The 13,641-nt window shown below is 67.7% G+C and carries 17 protein-coding genes; 4 read left to right on the plus strand and 13 right to left on the minus strand.

All coding sequences use genetic code 11. From position 1 onward, the window contains the following. Window positions 1-7 precede the first annotated feature (7 nt). Both lipA and Q0316_RS04100 read left to right on the plus strand, forming a co-directional pair. Window positions 8-925, plus strand: a complete 918-nt coding sequence (gene lipA / locus Q0316_RS04095; RefSeq protein WP_298670031.1) for a lipoyl synthase — start codon at window positions 8-10, stop codon at window positions 923-925. Continuing rightward, window positions 912-1,403, plus strand: a complete 492-nt coding sequence (locus tag Q0316_RS04100) for a type II toxin-antitoxin system RatA family toxin (protein ID WP_298670033.1) — start codon at window positions 912-914, stop codon at window positions 1,401-1,403. The genes lipA and Q0316_RS04100 overlap by 14 nt, the downstream gene beginning before the upstream one ends. On the opposite strand, the gene Q0316_RS04105 is transcribed toward Q0316_RS04100, so the two are convergent. The 3 genes from Q0316_RS04105 to Q0316_RS04115 are packed head-to-tail and all read right to left on the minus strand — an operon-like array spanning window position 1,331 to window position 3,509. After that, on the minus strand, window positions 1,331-1,867 hold the full coding sequence (locus Q0316_RS04105) for a CinA family protein (RefSeq protein ID WP_298670035.1): 537 nt from the start codon (window positions 1,865-1,867) through the stop codon (window positions 1,331-1,333). The genes Q0316_RS04100 and Q0316_RS04105 overlap by 73 nt on opposite strands. Continuing rightward, window positions 1,864-2,388 carry a hypothetical protein gene (locus Q0316_RS04110; RefSeq protein WP_298670037.1) on the minus strand — a complete coding sequence of 175 codons (525 nt, stop codon included), beginning with the start codon at window positions 2,386-2,388 and terminating at the stop codon, window positions 1,864-1,866. The genes Q0316_RS04105 and Q0316_RS04110 overlap by 4 nt, the downstream gene beginning before the upstream one ends. Beyond that, a complete protein-coding gene (locus Q0316_RS04115) occupies window positions 2,385-3,509 on the minus strand; it encodes a bifunctional 2-C-methyl-D-erythritol 4-phosphate cytidylyltransferase/2-C-methyl-D-erythritol 2,4-cyclodiphosphate synthase (RefSeq protein ID WP_298670039.1) in 1,125 nt (374 codons plus the stop codon). Before Q0316_RS04115 ends, Q0316_RS04110 begins: the two co-directional genes overlap by 4 nt. 271 nt (window positions 3,510-3,780) lie before the next feature. Here Q0316_RS04115 and Q0316_RS04120 point away from each other — a divergent pair, with 271 nt between their 5' ends. Continuing rightward, entirely contained in the window at window positions 3,781-5,070 is a 1,290-nt protein-coding gene (locus Q0316_RS04120) for an MFS transporter (RefSeq protein ID WP_298670041.1), read from the plus strand. Here Q0316_RS04120 and rsmD read toward each other — a convergent pair. Both rsmD and Q0316_RS04130 read right to left on the minus strand, forming a co-directional pair. After that, a complete protein-coding gene (rsmD, locus tag Q0316_RS04125; protein ID WP_298670043.1) occupies window positions 5,067-5,606 on the minus strand; it encodes a 16S rRNA (guanine(966)-N(2))-methyltransferase RsmD in 540 nt (179 codons plus the stop codon). The two genes, Q0316_RS04120 and rsmD, sit on opposite strands and share 4 nt — an antisense overlap. After that, window positions 5,603-6,592 carry a pseudouridine synthase gene (locus Q0316_RS04130; RefSeq protein ID WP_298670045.1) on the minus strand — a complete coding sequence of 330 codons (990 nt, stop codon included), beginning with the start codon at window positions 6,590-6,592 and terminating at the stop codon, window positions 5,603-5,605. The genes rsmD and Q0316_RS04130 overlap by 4 nt, the downstream gene beginning before the upstream one ends. A gap of 109 nt (window positions 6,593-6,701) precedes the next feature. Here Q0316_RS04130 and Q0316_RS04135 point away from each other — a divergent pair, with 109 nt between their 5' ends. Further along, window positions 6,702-7,175, plus strand: coding sequence for a response regulator (locus Q0316_RS04135; RefSeq protein WP_298670187.1), 474 nt, complete (start codon window positions 6,702-6,704; stop codon window positions 7,173-7,175). Here Q0316_RS04135 and Q0316_RS04140 read toward each other — a convergent pair. The 8 genes from Q0316_RS04140 to Q0316_RS04175 form a co-directional block, all read right to left on the minus strand. Further along, window positions 7,134-7,568: a DUF6628 family protein gene (locus tag Q0316_RS04140; protein WP_298670047.1), complete on the minus strand. Its 435-nt coding sequence runs from the start codon at window positions 7,566-7,568 to the stop codon at window positions 7,134-7,136. The genes Q0316_RS04135 and Q0316_RS04140 overlap by 42 nt on opposite strands. Before the next feature lie 65 nt (window positions 7,569-7,633). Beyond that, entirely contained in the window at window positions 7,634-8,983 is a 1,350-nt protein-coding gene (locus tag Q0316_RS04145; RefSeq protein ID WP_298670049.1) for a folylpolyglutamate synthase/dihydrofolate synthase family protein, read from the minus strand. Between the two features lie 23 nt (window positions 8,984-9,006). Next, a complete protein-coding gene (gene accD, locus Q0316_RS04150) occupies window positions 9,007-9,864 on the minus strand; it encodes an acetyl-CoA carboxylase, carboxyltransferase subunit beta (RefSeq protein WP_298670051.1) in 858 nt (285 codons plus the stop codon). Further along, on the minus strand, window positions 9,861-10,673 hold the full coding sequence (gene trpA, locus Q0316_RS04155; protein WP_298670053.1) for a tryptophan synthase subunit alpha: 813 nt from the start codon (window positions 10,671-10,673) through the stop codon (window positions 9,861-9,863). Before trpA ends, accD begins: the two co-directional genes overlap by 4 nt. After that, window positions 10,670-11,881: a tryptophan synthase subunit beta gene (trpB, locus tag Q0316_RS04160; protein WP_298670055.1), complete on the minus strand. Its 1,212-nt coding sequence runs from the start codon at window positions 11,879-11,881 to the stop codon at window positions 10,670-10,672. The genes trpA and trpB overlap by 4 nt, the downstream gene beginning before the upstream one ends. Then, complete coding sequence (locus Q0316_RS04165) at window positions 11,878-12,513, minus strand: phosphoribosylanthranilate isomerase (RefSeq protein ID WP_298670057.1); 636 nt, start codon at window positions 12,511-12,513, stop codon at window positions 11,878-11,880. The genes trpB and Q0316_RS04165 overlap by 4 nt, the downstream gene beginning before the upstream one ends. Before the next feature lie 96 nt (window positions 12,514-12,609). Continuing rightward, a complete protein-coding gene (pyrF, locus tag Q0316_RS04170; protein ID WP_298670060.1) occupies window positions 12,610-13,284 on the minus strand; it encodes an orotidine-5'-phosphate decarboxylase in 675 nt (224 codons plus the stop codon). A gap of 2 nt (window positions 13,285-13,286) precedes the next feature. After that, window positions 13,287-13,610 carry a lipopolysaccharide assembly protein LapA domain-containing protein gene (locus tag Q0316_RS04175; protein WP_298670062.1) on the minus strand — a complete coding sequence of 108 codons (324 nt, stop codon included), beginning with the start codon at window positions 13,608-13,610 and terminating at the stop codon, window positions 13,287-13,289. Window positions 13,611-13,641: the final 31 nt, after the last annotated feature.

Below are 13,641 nucleotides of genomic sequence, written 5' to 3' on the forward strand. Positions count from 1 at the left end.
CGCTCGCATGAACGAAATCTCCACCGTCGCCGCGCCGCGCCAGCGCAAGCCTGACTGGATTCGCGTGAAGGCGCCGACCTCTACCGGCTTCGCCGAGACGAAGGGCCTCATGCGCCGCCTGAACCTCGCCACCGTGTGCGAGGAAGCGGCCTGCCCGAACATCGGCGAATGCTGGACGAAGAAGCACGCCACGGTGATGATCCTGGGCGATACCTGCACGCGGGCCTGCGCCTTCTGCAACGTGAAGACGGGGATGCCGCGCGCGGTCGACCAGCAGGAGCCGGAGCATGTCGCGGTGGCCGCTGCGGAACTGGGGCTTGAGCATATCGTCATCACCTCGGTCGATCGCGATGATCTGCCCGATGGCGGCGCCTCGCATTTCGTGAAGGTGATCCAGGCGCTGCGCCGCAACACACCGAACACGACGATCGAGATCCTGACGCCCGATTTCCGCAACAAGGCGCAGGCCGCGGTCGAATCGATCGTCGAGGCGCGGCCGGACGTTTACAACCACAATCTCGAAACCGTCCCGCGCCTCTATCCGACGATCCGGCCCGGCGCGCGTTATTATGCCTCGCTGCGCCTGCTGGAGAGCGTGAAGCGGCACGATCCGTCGATCTTCACCAAATCCGGCGTGATGCTCGGGCTAGGCGAGGAGCGGCTTGAGGTGCATCAGGTGATGGACGACATGCGCTCCGCCGACATAGATTTCCTGACGATGGGGCAATATCTCCAGCCCACGCCGCGCCACGCCAAGGTGGCGGATTTCGTTACCCCCAAGGCGTTCGATGCCTATGCCGCGATCGCGCGGGCCAAGGGCTTCCTGCTGGTCGCGAGTTCGCCGCTGACCCGATCGAGCTATCACGCCGGCGACGATTTCGCGAAGATGAAGGCGGCGCGCGAGGCGCAGCTTGCCAAAGCATAAGGAAACCCGCCGGCTGCCCTATTCGGCGGAGCAGATGTTCGATCTGGTCGCCGATGTGCAGCATTACGCCGATTTTCTGCCGTGGGTGATCGCGATGCGCGTGCGCAGCGATACGCCGGAGGAAACGGTTGCGGACATGATCGTCGGCTTCAAGGGGCTGCGCGAAACCTTCACCTCGCGCGTGGTGAAGGAACGGCCCCAGGCGGTGCACGTCGATTATGTCGACGGGCCGCTCAAATTCCTCCACAATCATTGGGGTTTCCGCCCCGATGGCGATGGCTGCCTCGTCGATTTCTCGGTCGACTTCGCGTTCAAGAACCGCGTGTTCGAGATGATGGCCGGGCAGGTGTTCGCCGCCGCGCTGCGCCGGATGATCGGCGCGTTCGAGGAGCGCGCGAAGGTGCTCTACGGTGCGAGCGGCGCTTCAGGTTCGGGCGTGGACGGCATCAGCAGATCGAGCGCGCACAGCGCCGCCTGAAGCCGGACGCCGCCGCGCCCGATATCGCCGAACTGATGCTTGTCGGCCACCACGTCCGACGGATCGCCGCCACGCTCCGCACGGGCGAAAACAACGGTGCCGACCGGCTTCTTATCCGATCCGCCGCCCGGCCCCGCGACGCCGGTGATCGCCACCGCGACATCGGCGCGAGTCGCCTCCAGCGCGCCCTGCGCCATGCTCCACGCCACCGCTATCGACACCGCGCCGAAGGTTTCGATCACGTCATTGCTGACGTTGAGCAGCGAAAGCTTGGCATCGTTGGAATAGGTGACGAGGCTCGCCTCCAGCACGTCGGACGAGCCGGGGATTTCGGTGAGCGCGGCGGCGACGAGGCCGCCGGTGCAGCTTTCCGCCACAGCGACCCTGCGGCCGATGGCACGATTCGCATCGACCACGCGGGTGGCGGCGGCGACAAGCTCGGGGGGAAGTACGCTATCGGTCATTGGGATACCGCCGCACATACCGGAAGGTCGGGAACGACGGCAACCTGCTTCCCGCGTGCCTTGCGTGCTTTCAGATATTGCAGCGTCGCAACGATGATCCCGGCGGTGTTGCGCGCGGGCAGCGGCTCCAGCAGCGTGACCAGGCGGTCGATCGTCGGGCAATCGGCGGGCTGGACGCGCCCGACGATCTGTGGCGCGAAGATCGAGGTGAGCAGCGGTCGCGCATAATCCGACTGGAGCAGCAGATCGACCGCGGGATCGCTGAGCTTGACGATGGCGGCGCGCGCGGCGGGCCAGGCCGAATCGGCGGCGGCGTCGTAGCGCGCGAGGAACGCGCTGCTCGGGCGCCGCACGAGGCTCGACGGCGGCAGGGCGGTGCAGATCCGCCCGGTCTCGCGGATAATGTCCGGCATCGCGACGAGCGCGATCGCCTCCGCGTCGCTGGCGGTGAGACATGGCGTTTGCGCCCTCGCAGCCGTGGGCATGGCGACGAGCGCGAGTAGCGCGGCCAGACGCTTCACAGCACCGCTCCGGGCAATGTCGCGGTGACGATCGCCTGCGCCGCTATGCCTTCTCCGCGCCCGGTGAAGCCGAGTCGTTCGGTGGTCGTCGCTTTTACGCTGACACGATCGGGCGACAGGCCGAGAAGTTCCGCGATACGCGCGCGGATCGCTTCGCGATGCGGCCCGATTTTGGGCGCTTCGCAGATCAGCGTGAGATCGACGAAGGTGACGCGCCCGCCACGCGCATCGAGCAGCGATAGCGCGTGGCGCAGGAACTGCCCCGATTCCGCGCCGCGCCATTGCGGGTCGCTCGGCGGAAAGTGCATCCCGATATCCCCGGCGGCGATCGTGCCGAGCATTGCATCGGTGATGGCGTGCAGCGCCACATCCGCATCGCTATGCCCCGACAGGCCCTGATGATGCGGGATCAGCACGCCGCCCAGCCACAATTGCTCGCCATCGACGAGGCGGTGAACGTCGAAGCCGAGCGCCGAACGTGTCTCCACGCCCAGCCGCGCTTCGGCGGTGGCGATGTCGCCCGGCCAGGTGATCTTTTCCAGCATCGGATCGCCCTGCACCAGCGCCACCGATCCGCCAAGCGCGCGGACCATCTGCGCATCGTCGGTCGCCTCGCCGCCCGCCCAGACGCGATGCGCCGCGACGAGCGAATCGAAGCGGAACGCCTGTGGCGTCTGAACGCGGTGGAGCGCCTCGCGCGGCACGGTCACGCCGTCTTCGCGCACCAATGTGTCGATCACAGGAAGCACGGGCACCGCGCCTTCATGCGCATCGAGCGCCGCGATCAGCCGGTCGATCACCGCGGCGGGCAGGAAAGGACGCGCGGCATCATGCACCAGCACACGATTCGCGCCGGAAAGCGCCGCCAGACCGGCGGCGACCGACTCGCGACGGGTAGGGCCGCCCAGAACGTAACGCGCGCCGGGCAGGGCATGTTCGAACAACGCCTCCTGCCCTTCGCCGATCACCACCAGCACCTCGTCGATCATCGGATGACGGCGAAGTGCCGCATGGCTCCACGCGAGCATCGCGCGACCGGCGATGACGGCATATTGCTTTGGCAGGGCGGCGCCGGCGCGCTCCCCCCTGCCTGCGGCGACGATCAACGCGGCGGTGCTCATGGCGCGCGCCCTTAGGCCGCCTGCGCGCGGCGGGCAATGGATTGACGATGGCGGAGAAAATCCGGGGCGGCCAGACAGGGGGGGAAGGCCGCCCCGTAGTTCAGGGAACGGCCGGGACAAAAGGGAGAACCCGGCCAGGTCGACGTCGAGGGGACGTCGTCGACGGCTTGCTGGCTATAGCCACGATGTTGCGGAAATGTGTCGGGCGCGGGCAATCGTGTTTCCGTCGCGAAATGTTGACGCTTTGGCGATCAGCGGGGATGGAAGGCGGATGAAATCAGCCGCATCGACCCGCCGCATCCTGATCGCCAGCCTCGTTGGCACCACGGTGGAATTCTACGATTTCTATATCTACGCGACGGCGGCGGCGCTGGTGTTCGGCCCGCTGTTCTTCCCGGCGGAAAGCGCCTCGGTGCAGTTGCTTTCTTCCTATGCGAGCCTTGCCGTGGCGTTCGTCGCGCGCCCGGTGGGGGCATGGGTCTTCGGCCATTACGGCGATCGGATCGGGCGGAAATCGACGCTGGTCGCCTCGCTGATGCTGATGGGCGGCTCCACGCTCGCGATCGCATTCCTGCCGGCCTATGCGACGATCGGCTGGTGGGCGCCGCTGCTGCTATGTGTGTTGCGCTTCGGCCAGGGCTTCGGGCTTGGCGGCGAATGGGGCGGGGCGGCGCTGCTCGCGGTGGAGAATGCGCCGCCGGGATGGCGCGGGCGATACGGCATGGTGCCGCAGCTTGGCGCGCCGCTGGGCTTTATCGCGGCGAACGGGCTGTTCCTCGTGCTCGGCCTGACGATGACACCGGCCGATTTCATGGCATGGGGCTGGCGCGTGCCGTTCCTGCTCTCGATCGTGCTGGTCGGGCTTGGCCTGTGGGTGCGGCTGCGCATCGCCGAGACGCCGGCTTTTTCGCGGATGCTTGAGGAGGGGCCGCCGCCCGCGGTGCCGATGGGCGAATTGTTGCGCGATCACTGGCGCATGGCGCTGGGCGGCACGTTTGGCGCGATCGCCTGTTTCGCGGTCTATTATATCGCGACCGCCTTCGCGCTTGGTTACGCCACGACGACGCTGGGGATCGACCGGCAGACGTTTCTGGCGCTTCAGCTCGGCGCAATCCTGTTCATGGCGCTGGGCATCGTTCTGTCGGGTATCTGGGCGGATCGGACAACGCCCGCGAACGTGCTGACATGGGGCTGCGTGGGCGCGATCCTCGCCGGTTTCCTGCTGGTGCCGGGCCTTGGTTCGGGCGCGCTTGGGGCGATCTTCGCCGCGCTCGCCTTCGCCTTGCTGGTGATGGGGTTCGTCTATGGGCCGCTCGGCGCGTGGCTGCCGGGGCTGTTCCCGGCGCGGGTGCGCTATACGGGCGTCAGCCTTGCGTTCAACATGGCCGGGATCATCGGCGGCGGGCTTACCCCGGTCGCGGCGCAATGGCTGTCGCAGCGTGGCGGCGGGCTCGCTTCGGTCGGCATGTATCTCGCCGTCGCCTCGCTGATGAGCCTTGTCGCGCTGATCGCGCTGCGCCCGCGACGCGGGGTGGCGCCGATGGTGGTCGAAGGCCCTTAAGCCGGGCGGAGCAGCGTCAGCCGCGCGCGGCCATGCACGCGATCCGCGTCGATCGTGAAGCCGGTGACGTCCACCGGCTCGTTATACGCCGTCTCGATGCTGATCCACGTACCCGCGCCGACCCAGCCGAGCCGCGCCAGCCGATCGAGCGCCACATTCCCCGCGCCGGTGCCATAGGGCGGGTCCATCAGGATCAGATCGAGCGGGGCGGTGGCCGGGCCGAGCCCGATCGCGGAGGCCGCGCGGACATCGGCGTTGGTGGCGCCCAGTTTGGCGATATTCGCCCGCAGCGCATCGAGCGCGGGCTTATCCTGCTCCACGAACAGGCACCGTGCCGCCCCGCGCGACAGCGCCTCCAGCCCGAGCGCCCCCGATCCGGCGAACAGATCGGCGACCGCCAGCCCCTCGAAACTGCCGATCCGGCTGGTGAGCATCGAGAACAGCGCCTCGCGCGTGCGATCGGCAGTGGGGCGGGTGGCGTCTCCCTTGGGCGCGACGAGCGGGCGCCCGCGCCATTGGCCGGCGATGATCCTCATTTGCGTGGCCTTTTCGGGCCGGTGGGCGGCTTGGGTCTGGCCCAGCCCGCCTTGCGCTGCGGCGGGCGCGCGGGCCGCCCGGCTGGGGCGACCGCGGTTTCCTCGGGCGCCTTCGCAGCGACGGGCGCTGTAGCCGGTCGGGGCGCGCGGGGAGCGCCGGCAACCGGCGCGCGGTGTAGCCGGCTCCGCGCCGCCGCTGACACGGACGAGACCGCGATCGCGCCAAGCTGTGCGCCCTTATGGTCCAGCGAATGGCGGAATGCGGCAAGATCACTCGCGCGCACCTCGCCGATGCTACCGACCGGCATCTCCCCGAGGACGAACGGGCCGTAGCGGATGCGGATCAGCCGGCTGACCTCCAGCCCGAGATGTTCGAGCACGCGGCGCACTTCGCGATTCTTGCCTTCGGTGAGGATCAGTTCGATCCACACGTTTGCGCCGGTGCGCCGTTCGATATTGGCGTCGATCGAGCCGTAGCGGATACCCTCGATCTCCACGCCCTCGATCAGCGATTCGAGTTGTGGCTGGGAAACCTGGCCGTAGGCGCGGGCGCGATAGGCGCGTTGCACCCCGGTCGCGGGAAGCTCAAGCTGCCGTTTCAGCTCGCCGTCATTGGTCATCAGCAGCAGCCCTTCGGTGCTGAAATCGAGCCGCCCGACCGGCATCAGTCGCGGCAGCCCCGGCGGCATCCGATCATAGATCGTCGGGCGGCCACGCGGATCGCGCTCCGTGGTGAGCACGCCCGCCGGCTTGTGGAAGATGAACAGCCGCGCAGGCGGCGGTGCGGCTTCCACCGGCTGACCGTCGACTGTCACCCCGTCGAGCGATGCGAGCAGGGTCGCGGGGGTTTCGATGACCACGCCATCCTTCGCGATGCGCCGTTCCTCGATCATCCGCTCGATCTCGCGGCGGGATGCGACGCCGGCGCGGGCGAGGAGCTTGGCGATGCGATGGGTGGCGCGCTGATCGGGCGAATGGCTTGGCATGACGCGGCTGATACATCGCTTGCGCCGCGCGCGCGAAAAAATTTGCGTCGAAAGTGTGAACCTCGCGTTAAGGAGCCACGGCGTAGCGTTTGTGGTCATGAGGCTGTCGATGGTGTTCGGGCGAAAAGATCGACGGATCACGCGCCTCTTGCTGGTGGAAGACGAGCCGCTGGTGGCGTTCGAGGTCGAGCATCTGCTGATCCACGAAAATTATCAGATCGTCGCCACGGTCGATCGGGTGGCGCAGGCGGTGGCGATCATCCGCGAGACGCAGGATATTGATCTGGTGCTCGTCGATGTCGAACTCGCCGACGGCAGCGGGGTGGAAGTCGCCCGAGTCGCGACCGAGCATGGCATCCCGGTGTTGTTCGTCACGGGCAATTTCCCGAGCCATGCGGAGCCATTGGCGAGCGGGCACCTCGCCAAGCCCTTTGCGCAGCGCGATCTTCTCGGCGCGATCAGCGCGATTGATGCCGCGCTGGCGGGCAGAGCACCGCGCCGGTTGCCGAACGGATTCCGCCTGTTCGCGCAGACGGGGGCATCAGGCGAGGATCGGTCGCCCCTCGTCCGCGAAGGCCGCTGAAACCGCGGCGACGCTTGCCAGCACGCCATCGGCACGGCGTATTCCAAGCAGATCGCCCAGCAGCAGGGCCGCGGCGTCCGGCGCGGATTCGACGCGCGCGACGATCGTTAACAAGCCTGCCTCGGCAATCGTGATCCGCCCGCAACAGCATGGCGCGATCGCGATCGGCATCGCGGCATTGCCGGCAAGATCCGCCATCAACGTGCGCACCAGCATCAATGGCCGGCGGAATCCTTCACGAAACAGCGTGAAGATCGCGTGCGCCGCGCGCGCGTCGGCCAGCCCATGCGCGCCCATCCGCCGCATCGCGAACAGCAGCACGCGCGCATTGGGGCAGGCTGGCAGCGGATAGGGGAGTGCGGCGGCGGTGGTGGCGGGGGCGGGCAAGGTCATGCGGACTTCCTCTCGCCCGCGATCTTCCAATTTCAGCTATTGCAAGTCAATCGCAATTAAATCGGTCAGGCGGGTAGCTCGTCGTTCGCCGCGAGCACCTCCCCGGCGATGTATAGCGAGCCGGCCACAAGCACGGATTCGCCGAACCCGGATTGGGCGAGCAGATCGAAAGCGCCGCCGACATCACGCGCGGTGTCTGTCGCCGTCGCCCCATATTCCCGCGCCAGCGCCGCGAGCGATTCGGGGACGTGGCAGGCGTGATTGGGGACGGGCACCGCGATGACACGGCAATCGGCGCGATCGCCGATCAGATGGCGCAGCACGCCATGCGCGTCCTTGTTCGCGAGCATACCGATCACGATCGTGGTGGGCGCGCCTTCGCCCCATGAACCGGCGATCGCGGCGGCGGCGGATTCGTTGTGCGCGCCATCGAGCCATATGCCGAAGCGGCGTTGCTCCGGGCGCAGGCGGCGGACAAGCGGGCCGTCGCCCAGCCGCTGCATCCGGGCGGGCCAGCGCGCGGCGCGGATGCCGCTGGCGATCGCTGCCGTGTCGATGTGAACGGCTTGCTGATGACGCAGCATCGCGACGGCCAGCCCGGCGTTCTCGATCTGATATGGCCCGGCAAGTGCCGGGGCGGGGAGAATGAATTCGCCGCCCTCGTCACGATAGCGCAGCGTGTCGCCGGTCGCGGCAATATCCCAGTGCGTGCCGCGCGCGAGGACGGGGGCACCGCGTTCGGCAGCGACGGCGACGACGCTGGCCGCCACCGACGGCGGATAATGTTGCGTGACGAGCGGGACGCCGCGCCTGGCGATGCCGGCCTTTTCGAAACCGATGCGATCGAGTGGCGCGTCGGGCGTGCCGGCCTCGGCTGCGAGCAGGAACGCCTCATGGTCGATCCCGAGTGCGGCGATGCCGCACACCGCGGGCGCGGGAATCACATTGGTGGCGTCCAGCCGGCCACCAAGCCCGACCTCGATCACACAGGCGTCGGCGGGCGTGCGCGCGAAGGCGAGGAAGGCGGCAGCCGTCGTCACCTCGAAGAAGCTCGCGCGGATATCGCCGGCGATATCGAGCACCTCCGCCAGCAATGGCGCCAGCGTCGCATCGTCGATCAGCCTGCCCGCCAGCCGGATACGCTCATTGAATCGGATGAGGTGCGGGCTGGAATAAGCGTGGACGGTGAGGCCCGCTGCCTCCAGCGCCGCGCGCAGGAAGGCGCAGGTCGATCCCTTGCCGTTGGTGCCCGCGACATGAAAAACCGGCGGCAGGCGCAGATGCGGATTGCCGAGGCGCTCCAGCAATTGCGTGATCCGCCCCAGCCCCAGCACGTCCGCGCCGGGGGAGAGCGACCACAAGCGATCGAGTTGCGCCTGCACCGCCGGATCGGCCGAGATCGCGTGGTCAGCCATGATGGCGCTCCCGCGTGATCGGGTCAGGCCGCCGCGCGCTGGTGGCAGAGGTAGGAAATCACCGTCGCCAGTTGCTGGCGCAGATCCTTGCGGTGGACGATCATGTCGAGCATCCCGTGCTCGAACAGATATTCCGACGTCTGGAAATCATCGGGCAATTTCTCGCGGATCGTATTCTCGATCACGCGCCGCCCGGTGAAGGCGAGCAATGCCTTGGGTTCAGCGATATGCACGTCGCCCAGCATTGCGTATGCGGCCATCACCCCGCCCGATGTCGGATCGGTCAGCACGACGATATAGGGCAGGCCCGCGTCGTGAAGCATCTGGATCGCGACGGTGGAGCGCGGCATCTGCATCAGGCTCAATATGCCTTCCTGCATCCGCGCGCCGCCCGATGCGGTGAAGACGATATACGGCGCCTTGTCCGCGATCGCGGCTTCGACGCCCTGGATGAACGCCTCGCCCACGGCCTGACCCATCGAGCCGCCCATGAAGGCGAAATCCTGCACGCCGATCACCGCGCGATGGCCGTCGATCGTGCCGCGCGCGTTGATGAACGCATCGCTCTCGCCGGTGCTGGCGCGGGCGGATTTCAGGCGTTCGACATAGCGTTTCGAATCGCGGAACCGGAGCGGGTCTTCCGGCGTGCGCGGCGCGGGCAGCTCGACGCAGCTTCCCGCGTCCAGCAACTGCGCGAAGCGATCCTTCGGCCCGATCCGTTCATGATAATCGCACTTCGGGCAGACGCTGAGATTTTCCTCCAACTCGCGCGTGAAGATCATCTGCCCGCAGCCCTTGCACTTGTGCCACAGGTTGTCGGGGGTGTCCTTCTTCGTGATGACGGAGGATAGTGCGTTGCGGACGCTCGAAAGCCAGCTCATTTCTGTTCCTTGCGGGCGGCGCGGATCGCGTCGCTCAACGTGCGTATATAGGCGGTTACGGCGGCGGGCGCATCCGCGCCGTGCCGCCCGATCAGTTCGACCGTCGCGGAGCCGACCACCACGCCATCGGCGATGCGACCGATCGCGGCGGCCTGCTCCGGCGTGCGGATGCCGAAGCCGACCGATACCGGCAGGTCCGTCGCCGCCTTCAGCCGGGCCACCGCTTCCTCGATCGAGGATTGCGCGGCCTGTTGCAGCCCGGTGATCCCGGCGACCGAAACGTAATAGAGGAAGCCGCCCGCGCCCGCCAGCACCGCGGGCAGCCGCGCGGCATCGGTCGTCGGCGTGGCGAGCCGGACGAGATCGACACCCGCCGCACGCAGCGCGGGGCCGATCGCGTCATCCTCCTCCGACGGGACATCGACGCAGATCACGCCGTCTATCCCCGCATCGCGCGTGGCGGCGGCGAACCATTCCGCCCCGCGCCGCAGCATCGGATTGGCATAGCCCATCAGCACCAGCGGCACGCCGGGGTGACGCGCGCGAAAATCGCGTGCGATGTTCAGGATATCGGCGGTCTTCGTGCCGGCGGCCAGGCTGCGCAGGTTCGCCGCCTGGATCGCGGGGCCATCGGCCATCGGATCGGTGAAGGGCATCCCCAGTTCGATCACATCGGCCCCGCCGGCGACCAATGCGTCGAGGATCGCGCCCATCGCGCCCGGCGTGGGATCGCCCGCGGTGACGAAGCAGACCAATGCCGCGCGATTGGCGGCGGCGGCGGCGGCGAAGGTTTCGGCAAGCCGGCTCACAGCTTCACCCCCAGCGCATCGGCGACGGTGAAGATATCCTTGTCCCCCCGGCCGGAGACGTTGACGAGGATCATCGCATCCTTGCCGTAATCCCTCGCCACCTTGGGCAAGGCGGCGAGCGCATGGGCGCTTTCGAGCGCCGGGATGATCCCTTCCGCGCGGCAGCAGAGCTGGAATGCGTCCAGCGCCTCGGTGTCGGTGATCGGCAGATAGCGGACGCGGCCAATCTCGTGCAGCCAGCTATGCTCCGGGCCGATGCCCGGATAATCGAGCCCGGCGCTGATCGAATGCGCCTCGGCGATCTGGCCGTCCTCATCCTGAAGCAGATAGGTCTTGTTGCCGTGGAGGATGCCGGGCGAGCCGCCGGTGAGGCTCGCGGCGTGCTGGCCGGAGGCTATGCCGTGGCCCGCCGCCTCCACGCCGATCATCGCCACATCGGCATCGTCGAGGAACGGGTGGAACAGCCCGATCGCATTCGATCCGCCGCCCACCGCCGCGATCAGCAGATCGGGCAGCCGCCCGGTGCGCGCCAGCATCTGCGCGCGCGCTTCCTTGCCGATCACGCTCTGGAAATCGCGCACCAACTCGGGATAGGGATGCGGGCCGGCGGCGGTGCCGATGATGTAGAAGGTGTCGTGGACGTTCGCGACCCAATCGCGCATCGCCTCGTTCATCGCGTCCTTCAGCGTCATCGCGCCGGAGGTGACGGGCACCACCTCCGCGCCGAGCAGCTTCATGCGGAACACATTGGGCTGCTGCCGTTCCACATCCTTCGCGCCCATGTAGATCACGCAAGGCAGGCCGAAGCGCGCGCAGACGGTGGCGGTGGCGACGCCGTGCTGGCCCGCCCCGGTCTCGGCGATGATCCGCGTTTTGCCCATGCGGATCGCGAGCAGGATCTGCCCGATGCAATTGTTGATCTTGTGCGCGCCGGTGTGATTCAGCTCCTCGCGCTTGAGCCAGATTTGCGCGCCGCCGAATTCCTCGGTCAGCCGGGGCGCGAAATAGAGCGGGCTGGGGCGGCCGACATAATGTTCGAGCAGATCGTCGAATTCGGCCTGAAACGCGGGGTCCGCCTTCGCGGCGCGATATTCGCGCTCCAGATCAAGGATCAGCGGCATCAGCGTTTCGGCGACATAGCGACCGCCGAACTGGCCGAAATGCCCACGTTCATCGGGCTGGGCGCGGAAGGAATTTGGGGTGGTCATTGCGCGACGGCCTTAAGGAATGCCGTGATCTTGTCCACATCCTTCACGCCGGGCGCGGTCTCCACGCCGGAGCAGACATCGACGATTCTGGCGCCGGTGCGAGCGATCGCCTCCGCCACATTGCCGGCATCCAGCCCGCCGGAGAGCGCCCAGGGCAAAGGATGGCGGAAACCGTCGAGCAGCGACCAGTCGAAACGCAATCCCATCCCCGCCGGGAGCGCGGCGTCGTCAGGCGTCTTGGCGTCATAGAGGATGAATTGCGCCGCACCGGCATAGTCGCGCGCACGATCGAGATCGGCGCGGGTCTTGACCGCGATCACCGCCCAGCTTTCGAGGCCGGTGCGGCGCGCAAGGTCCGCGATGCGCGCGGGCGCGGTCTTGTGGAGTTGCAGCGTATCGAGCCGCCCTGCGGCGATCGCCATGTCGATCAGCGCGTCATCGGGATCGACGAACACGCCGACGCGGCGGACGTGATCGGGCATCCGCGCCGACAGCGCCCGCGCGCGATCAGGATCGAGATGACGCGGGGAGGGGGGGAAGAAGTTGAAGCCGATATGGCTCGCGCCGCCGATGATCGCGGCGTCGAGCGTCTCGGGCGTGGTCAGGCCGCAGATCTTGGCGGTAGTGGGCATGATGTGTCCGTGAGCAGATGGAATCTGTCCGTTCGCGGCGAGTGCGTCGAAAGGGGTGCTCAGGGCTTCGACAGCCTCGACCCGAACGGGCGGATGCTAAAGCGTCGCGCCGATCGCCCGCGCGGCGGCGTCGGGATCGTCGGCCTGGGTGATCGGGCGGCCCACCACCAGGATCGACGCGCCATTGTCCAGCGCCTCGCGCGGGGTGACGACGCGCTTCTGATCCCCGACCACACCGTCCGCCGGGCGAACGCCGGGAACGACGAAAAAGCCCTTCGGCCACATCTCATGCGCGGCTTTCACCTCCGCGCCCGAACAGACGATGCCGTCCACGCCGGCGCGCATCGCCAGTTCGGTCAGGCGGAGCACCTGATCGTGCGGCGCGCCGGTGACGCCGATGGTGTGGAGATCGCGCTGATCGAGGCTGGTGAGCATCGTCACCGCGACCACTTTCGTGCCGGCGGGGGCGGCGGCCTTGGCATCCTCCAGCATCGCCCGGCCACCGGCGGCGTGAACCGTGAGGATCGCGGGCTCCAGCCCGCGCAGCGCCTGCACCGCCTTCGCCACCGTGTTCGGGATATCGTGCAGCTTGAGATCGAGGAAGATAGGCAGCCCGAGATCGGCCATCTCGCGCACGCCGCTGCGCCCGTTGGCGGCGAAAAATTCCAGCCCGAGCTTGATCCCGCCGACATGACGGCGGACGCGCTCCGCCATCTCCTTCGCGCGGGCGATATCCGGTGTGTCGAGGGCGACGTAGATGCGGTTGCTCACGTTCAGGCGTCTCCGGGCGGGGCGATGGTGGCGGGGGCGGTTGCGGCACTCTCGGCCAATGGCGTGCCGATCGGGGCGGCGCGCAGGTCAGCGAGCGCGCGTTCGGCATTGTTCAGCCGCAGCCGCAGCCGCCAGCGCATCGCGCGCTGATAGATCAGCGTCGGCACGAAGCCGATCGCGAACGTGACGAGCAGCAGGAACGGCAGGTTCACCTCAGCCACCAGATTGCCGAACAACTGGATCGTCACCCACTTCCAGTTGCCGAAGGTGAAAACCGCCGCGATGAAGGCGATCAGGCACCAGAAAAGGATTTTCAAGAACTGCATCGGTGATCTCCCGCAACGACGGGACTAGACG

Origin of the sequence: uncultured Sphingomonas sp., from assembly GCF_937871615.1 — a bacterium.
GTDB lineage: Bacteria > Pseudomonadota > Alphaproteobacteria > Sphingomonadales > Sphingomonadaceae > Sphingomonas.

What these genes read in the sequence shown, in the direction of transcription:
- Q0316_RS04145 (WP_298670049.1), bottom strand. Translation starts at nt 8,983, where the DNA reads ATGGCTGACCACGCGATCTCGGCCGATCCGGCGGTGCAGGCGCAACTC.
- Q0316_RS04120 (WP_298670041.1), top strand. Translation starts at nt 3,781, where the DNA reads ATGAAATCAGCCGCATCGACCCGCCGCATCCTGATCGCCAGCCTCGTT.
- Q0316_RS04140 (WP_298670047.1), bottom strand. Translation starts at nt 7,568, where the DNA reads ATGACCTTGCCCGCCCCCGCCACCACCGCCGCCGCACTCCCCTATCCG.
- accD (WP_298670051.1), bottom strand. Translation starts at nt 9,864, where the DNA reads ATGAGCTGGCTTTCGAGCGTCCGCAACGCACTATCCTCCGTCATCACG.
- trpB (WP_298670055.1), bottom strand. Translation starts at nt 11,881, where the DNA reads ATGACCACCCCAAATTCCTTCCGCGCCCAGCCCGATGAACGTGGGCAT.
- Q0316_RS04135 (WP_298670187.1), top strand. Translation starts at nt 6,702, where the DNA reads ATGGTGTTCGGGCGAAAAGATCGACGGATCACGCGCCTCTTGCTGGTG.
- Q0316_RS04115 (WP_298670039.1), bottom strand. Translation starts at nt 3,509, where the DNA reads ATGAGCACCGCCGCGTTGATCGTCGCCGCAGGCAGGGGGGAGCGCGCC.
- Q0316_RS04105 (WP_298670035.1), bottom strand. Translation starts at nt 1,867, where the DNA reads ATGACCGATAGCGTACTTCCCCCCGAGCTTGTCGCCGCCGCCACCCGC.
- Q0316_RS04130 (WP_298670045.1), bottom strand. Translation starts at nt 6,592, where the DNA reads ATGCCAAGCCATTCGCCCGATCAGCGCGCCACCCATCGCATCGCCAAG.
- Q0316_RS04175 (WP_298670062.1), bottom strand. Translation starts at nt 13,610, where the DNA reads ATGCAGTTCTTGAAAATCCTTTTCTGGTGCCTGATCGCCTTCATCGCG.
- rsmD (WP_298670043.1), bottom strand. Translation starts at nt 5,606, where the DNA reads ATGAGGATCATCGCCGGCCAATGGCGCGGGCGCCCGCTCGTCGCGCCC.
- Q0316_RS04165 (WP_298670057.1), bottom strand. Translation starts at nt 12,513, where the DNA reads ATGCCCACTACCGCCAAGATCTGCGGCCTGACCACGCCCGAGACGCTC.
- lipA (WP_298670031.1), top strand. Translation starts at nt 8, where the DNA reads ATGAACGAAATCTCCACCGTCGCCGCGCCGCGCCAGCGCAAGCCTGAC.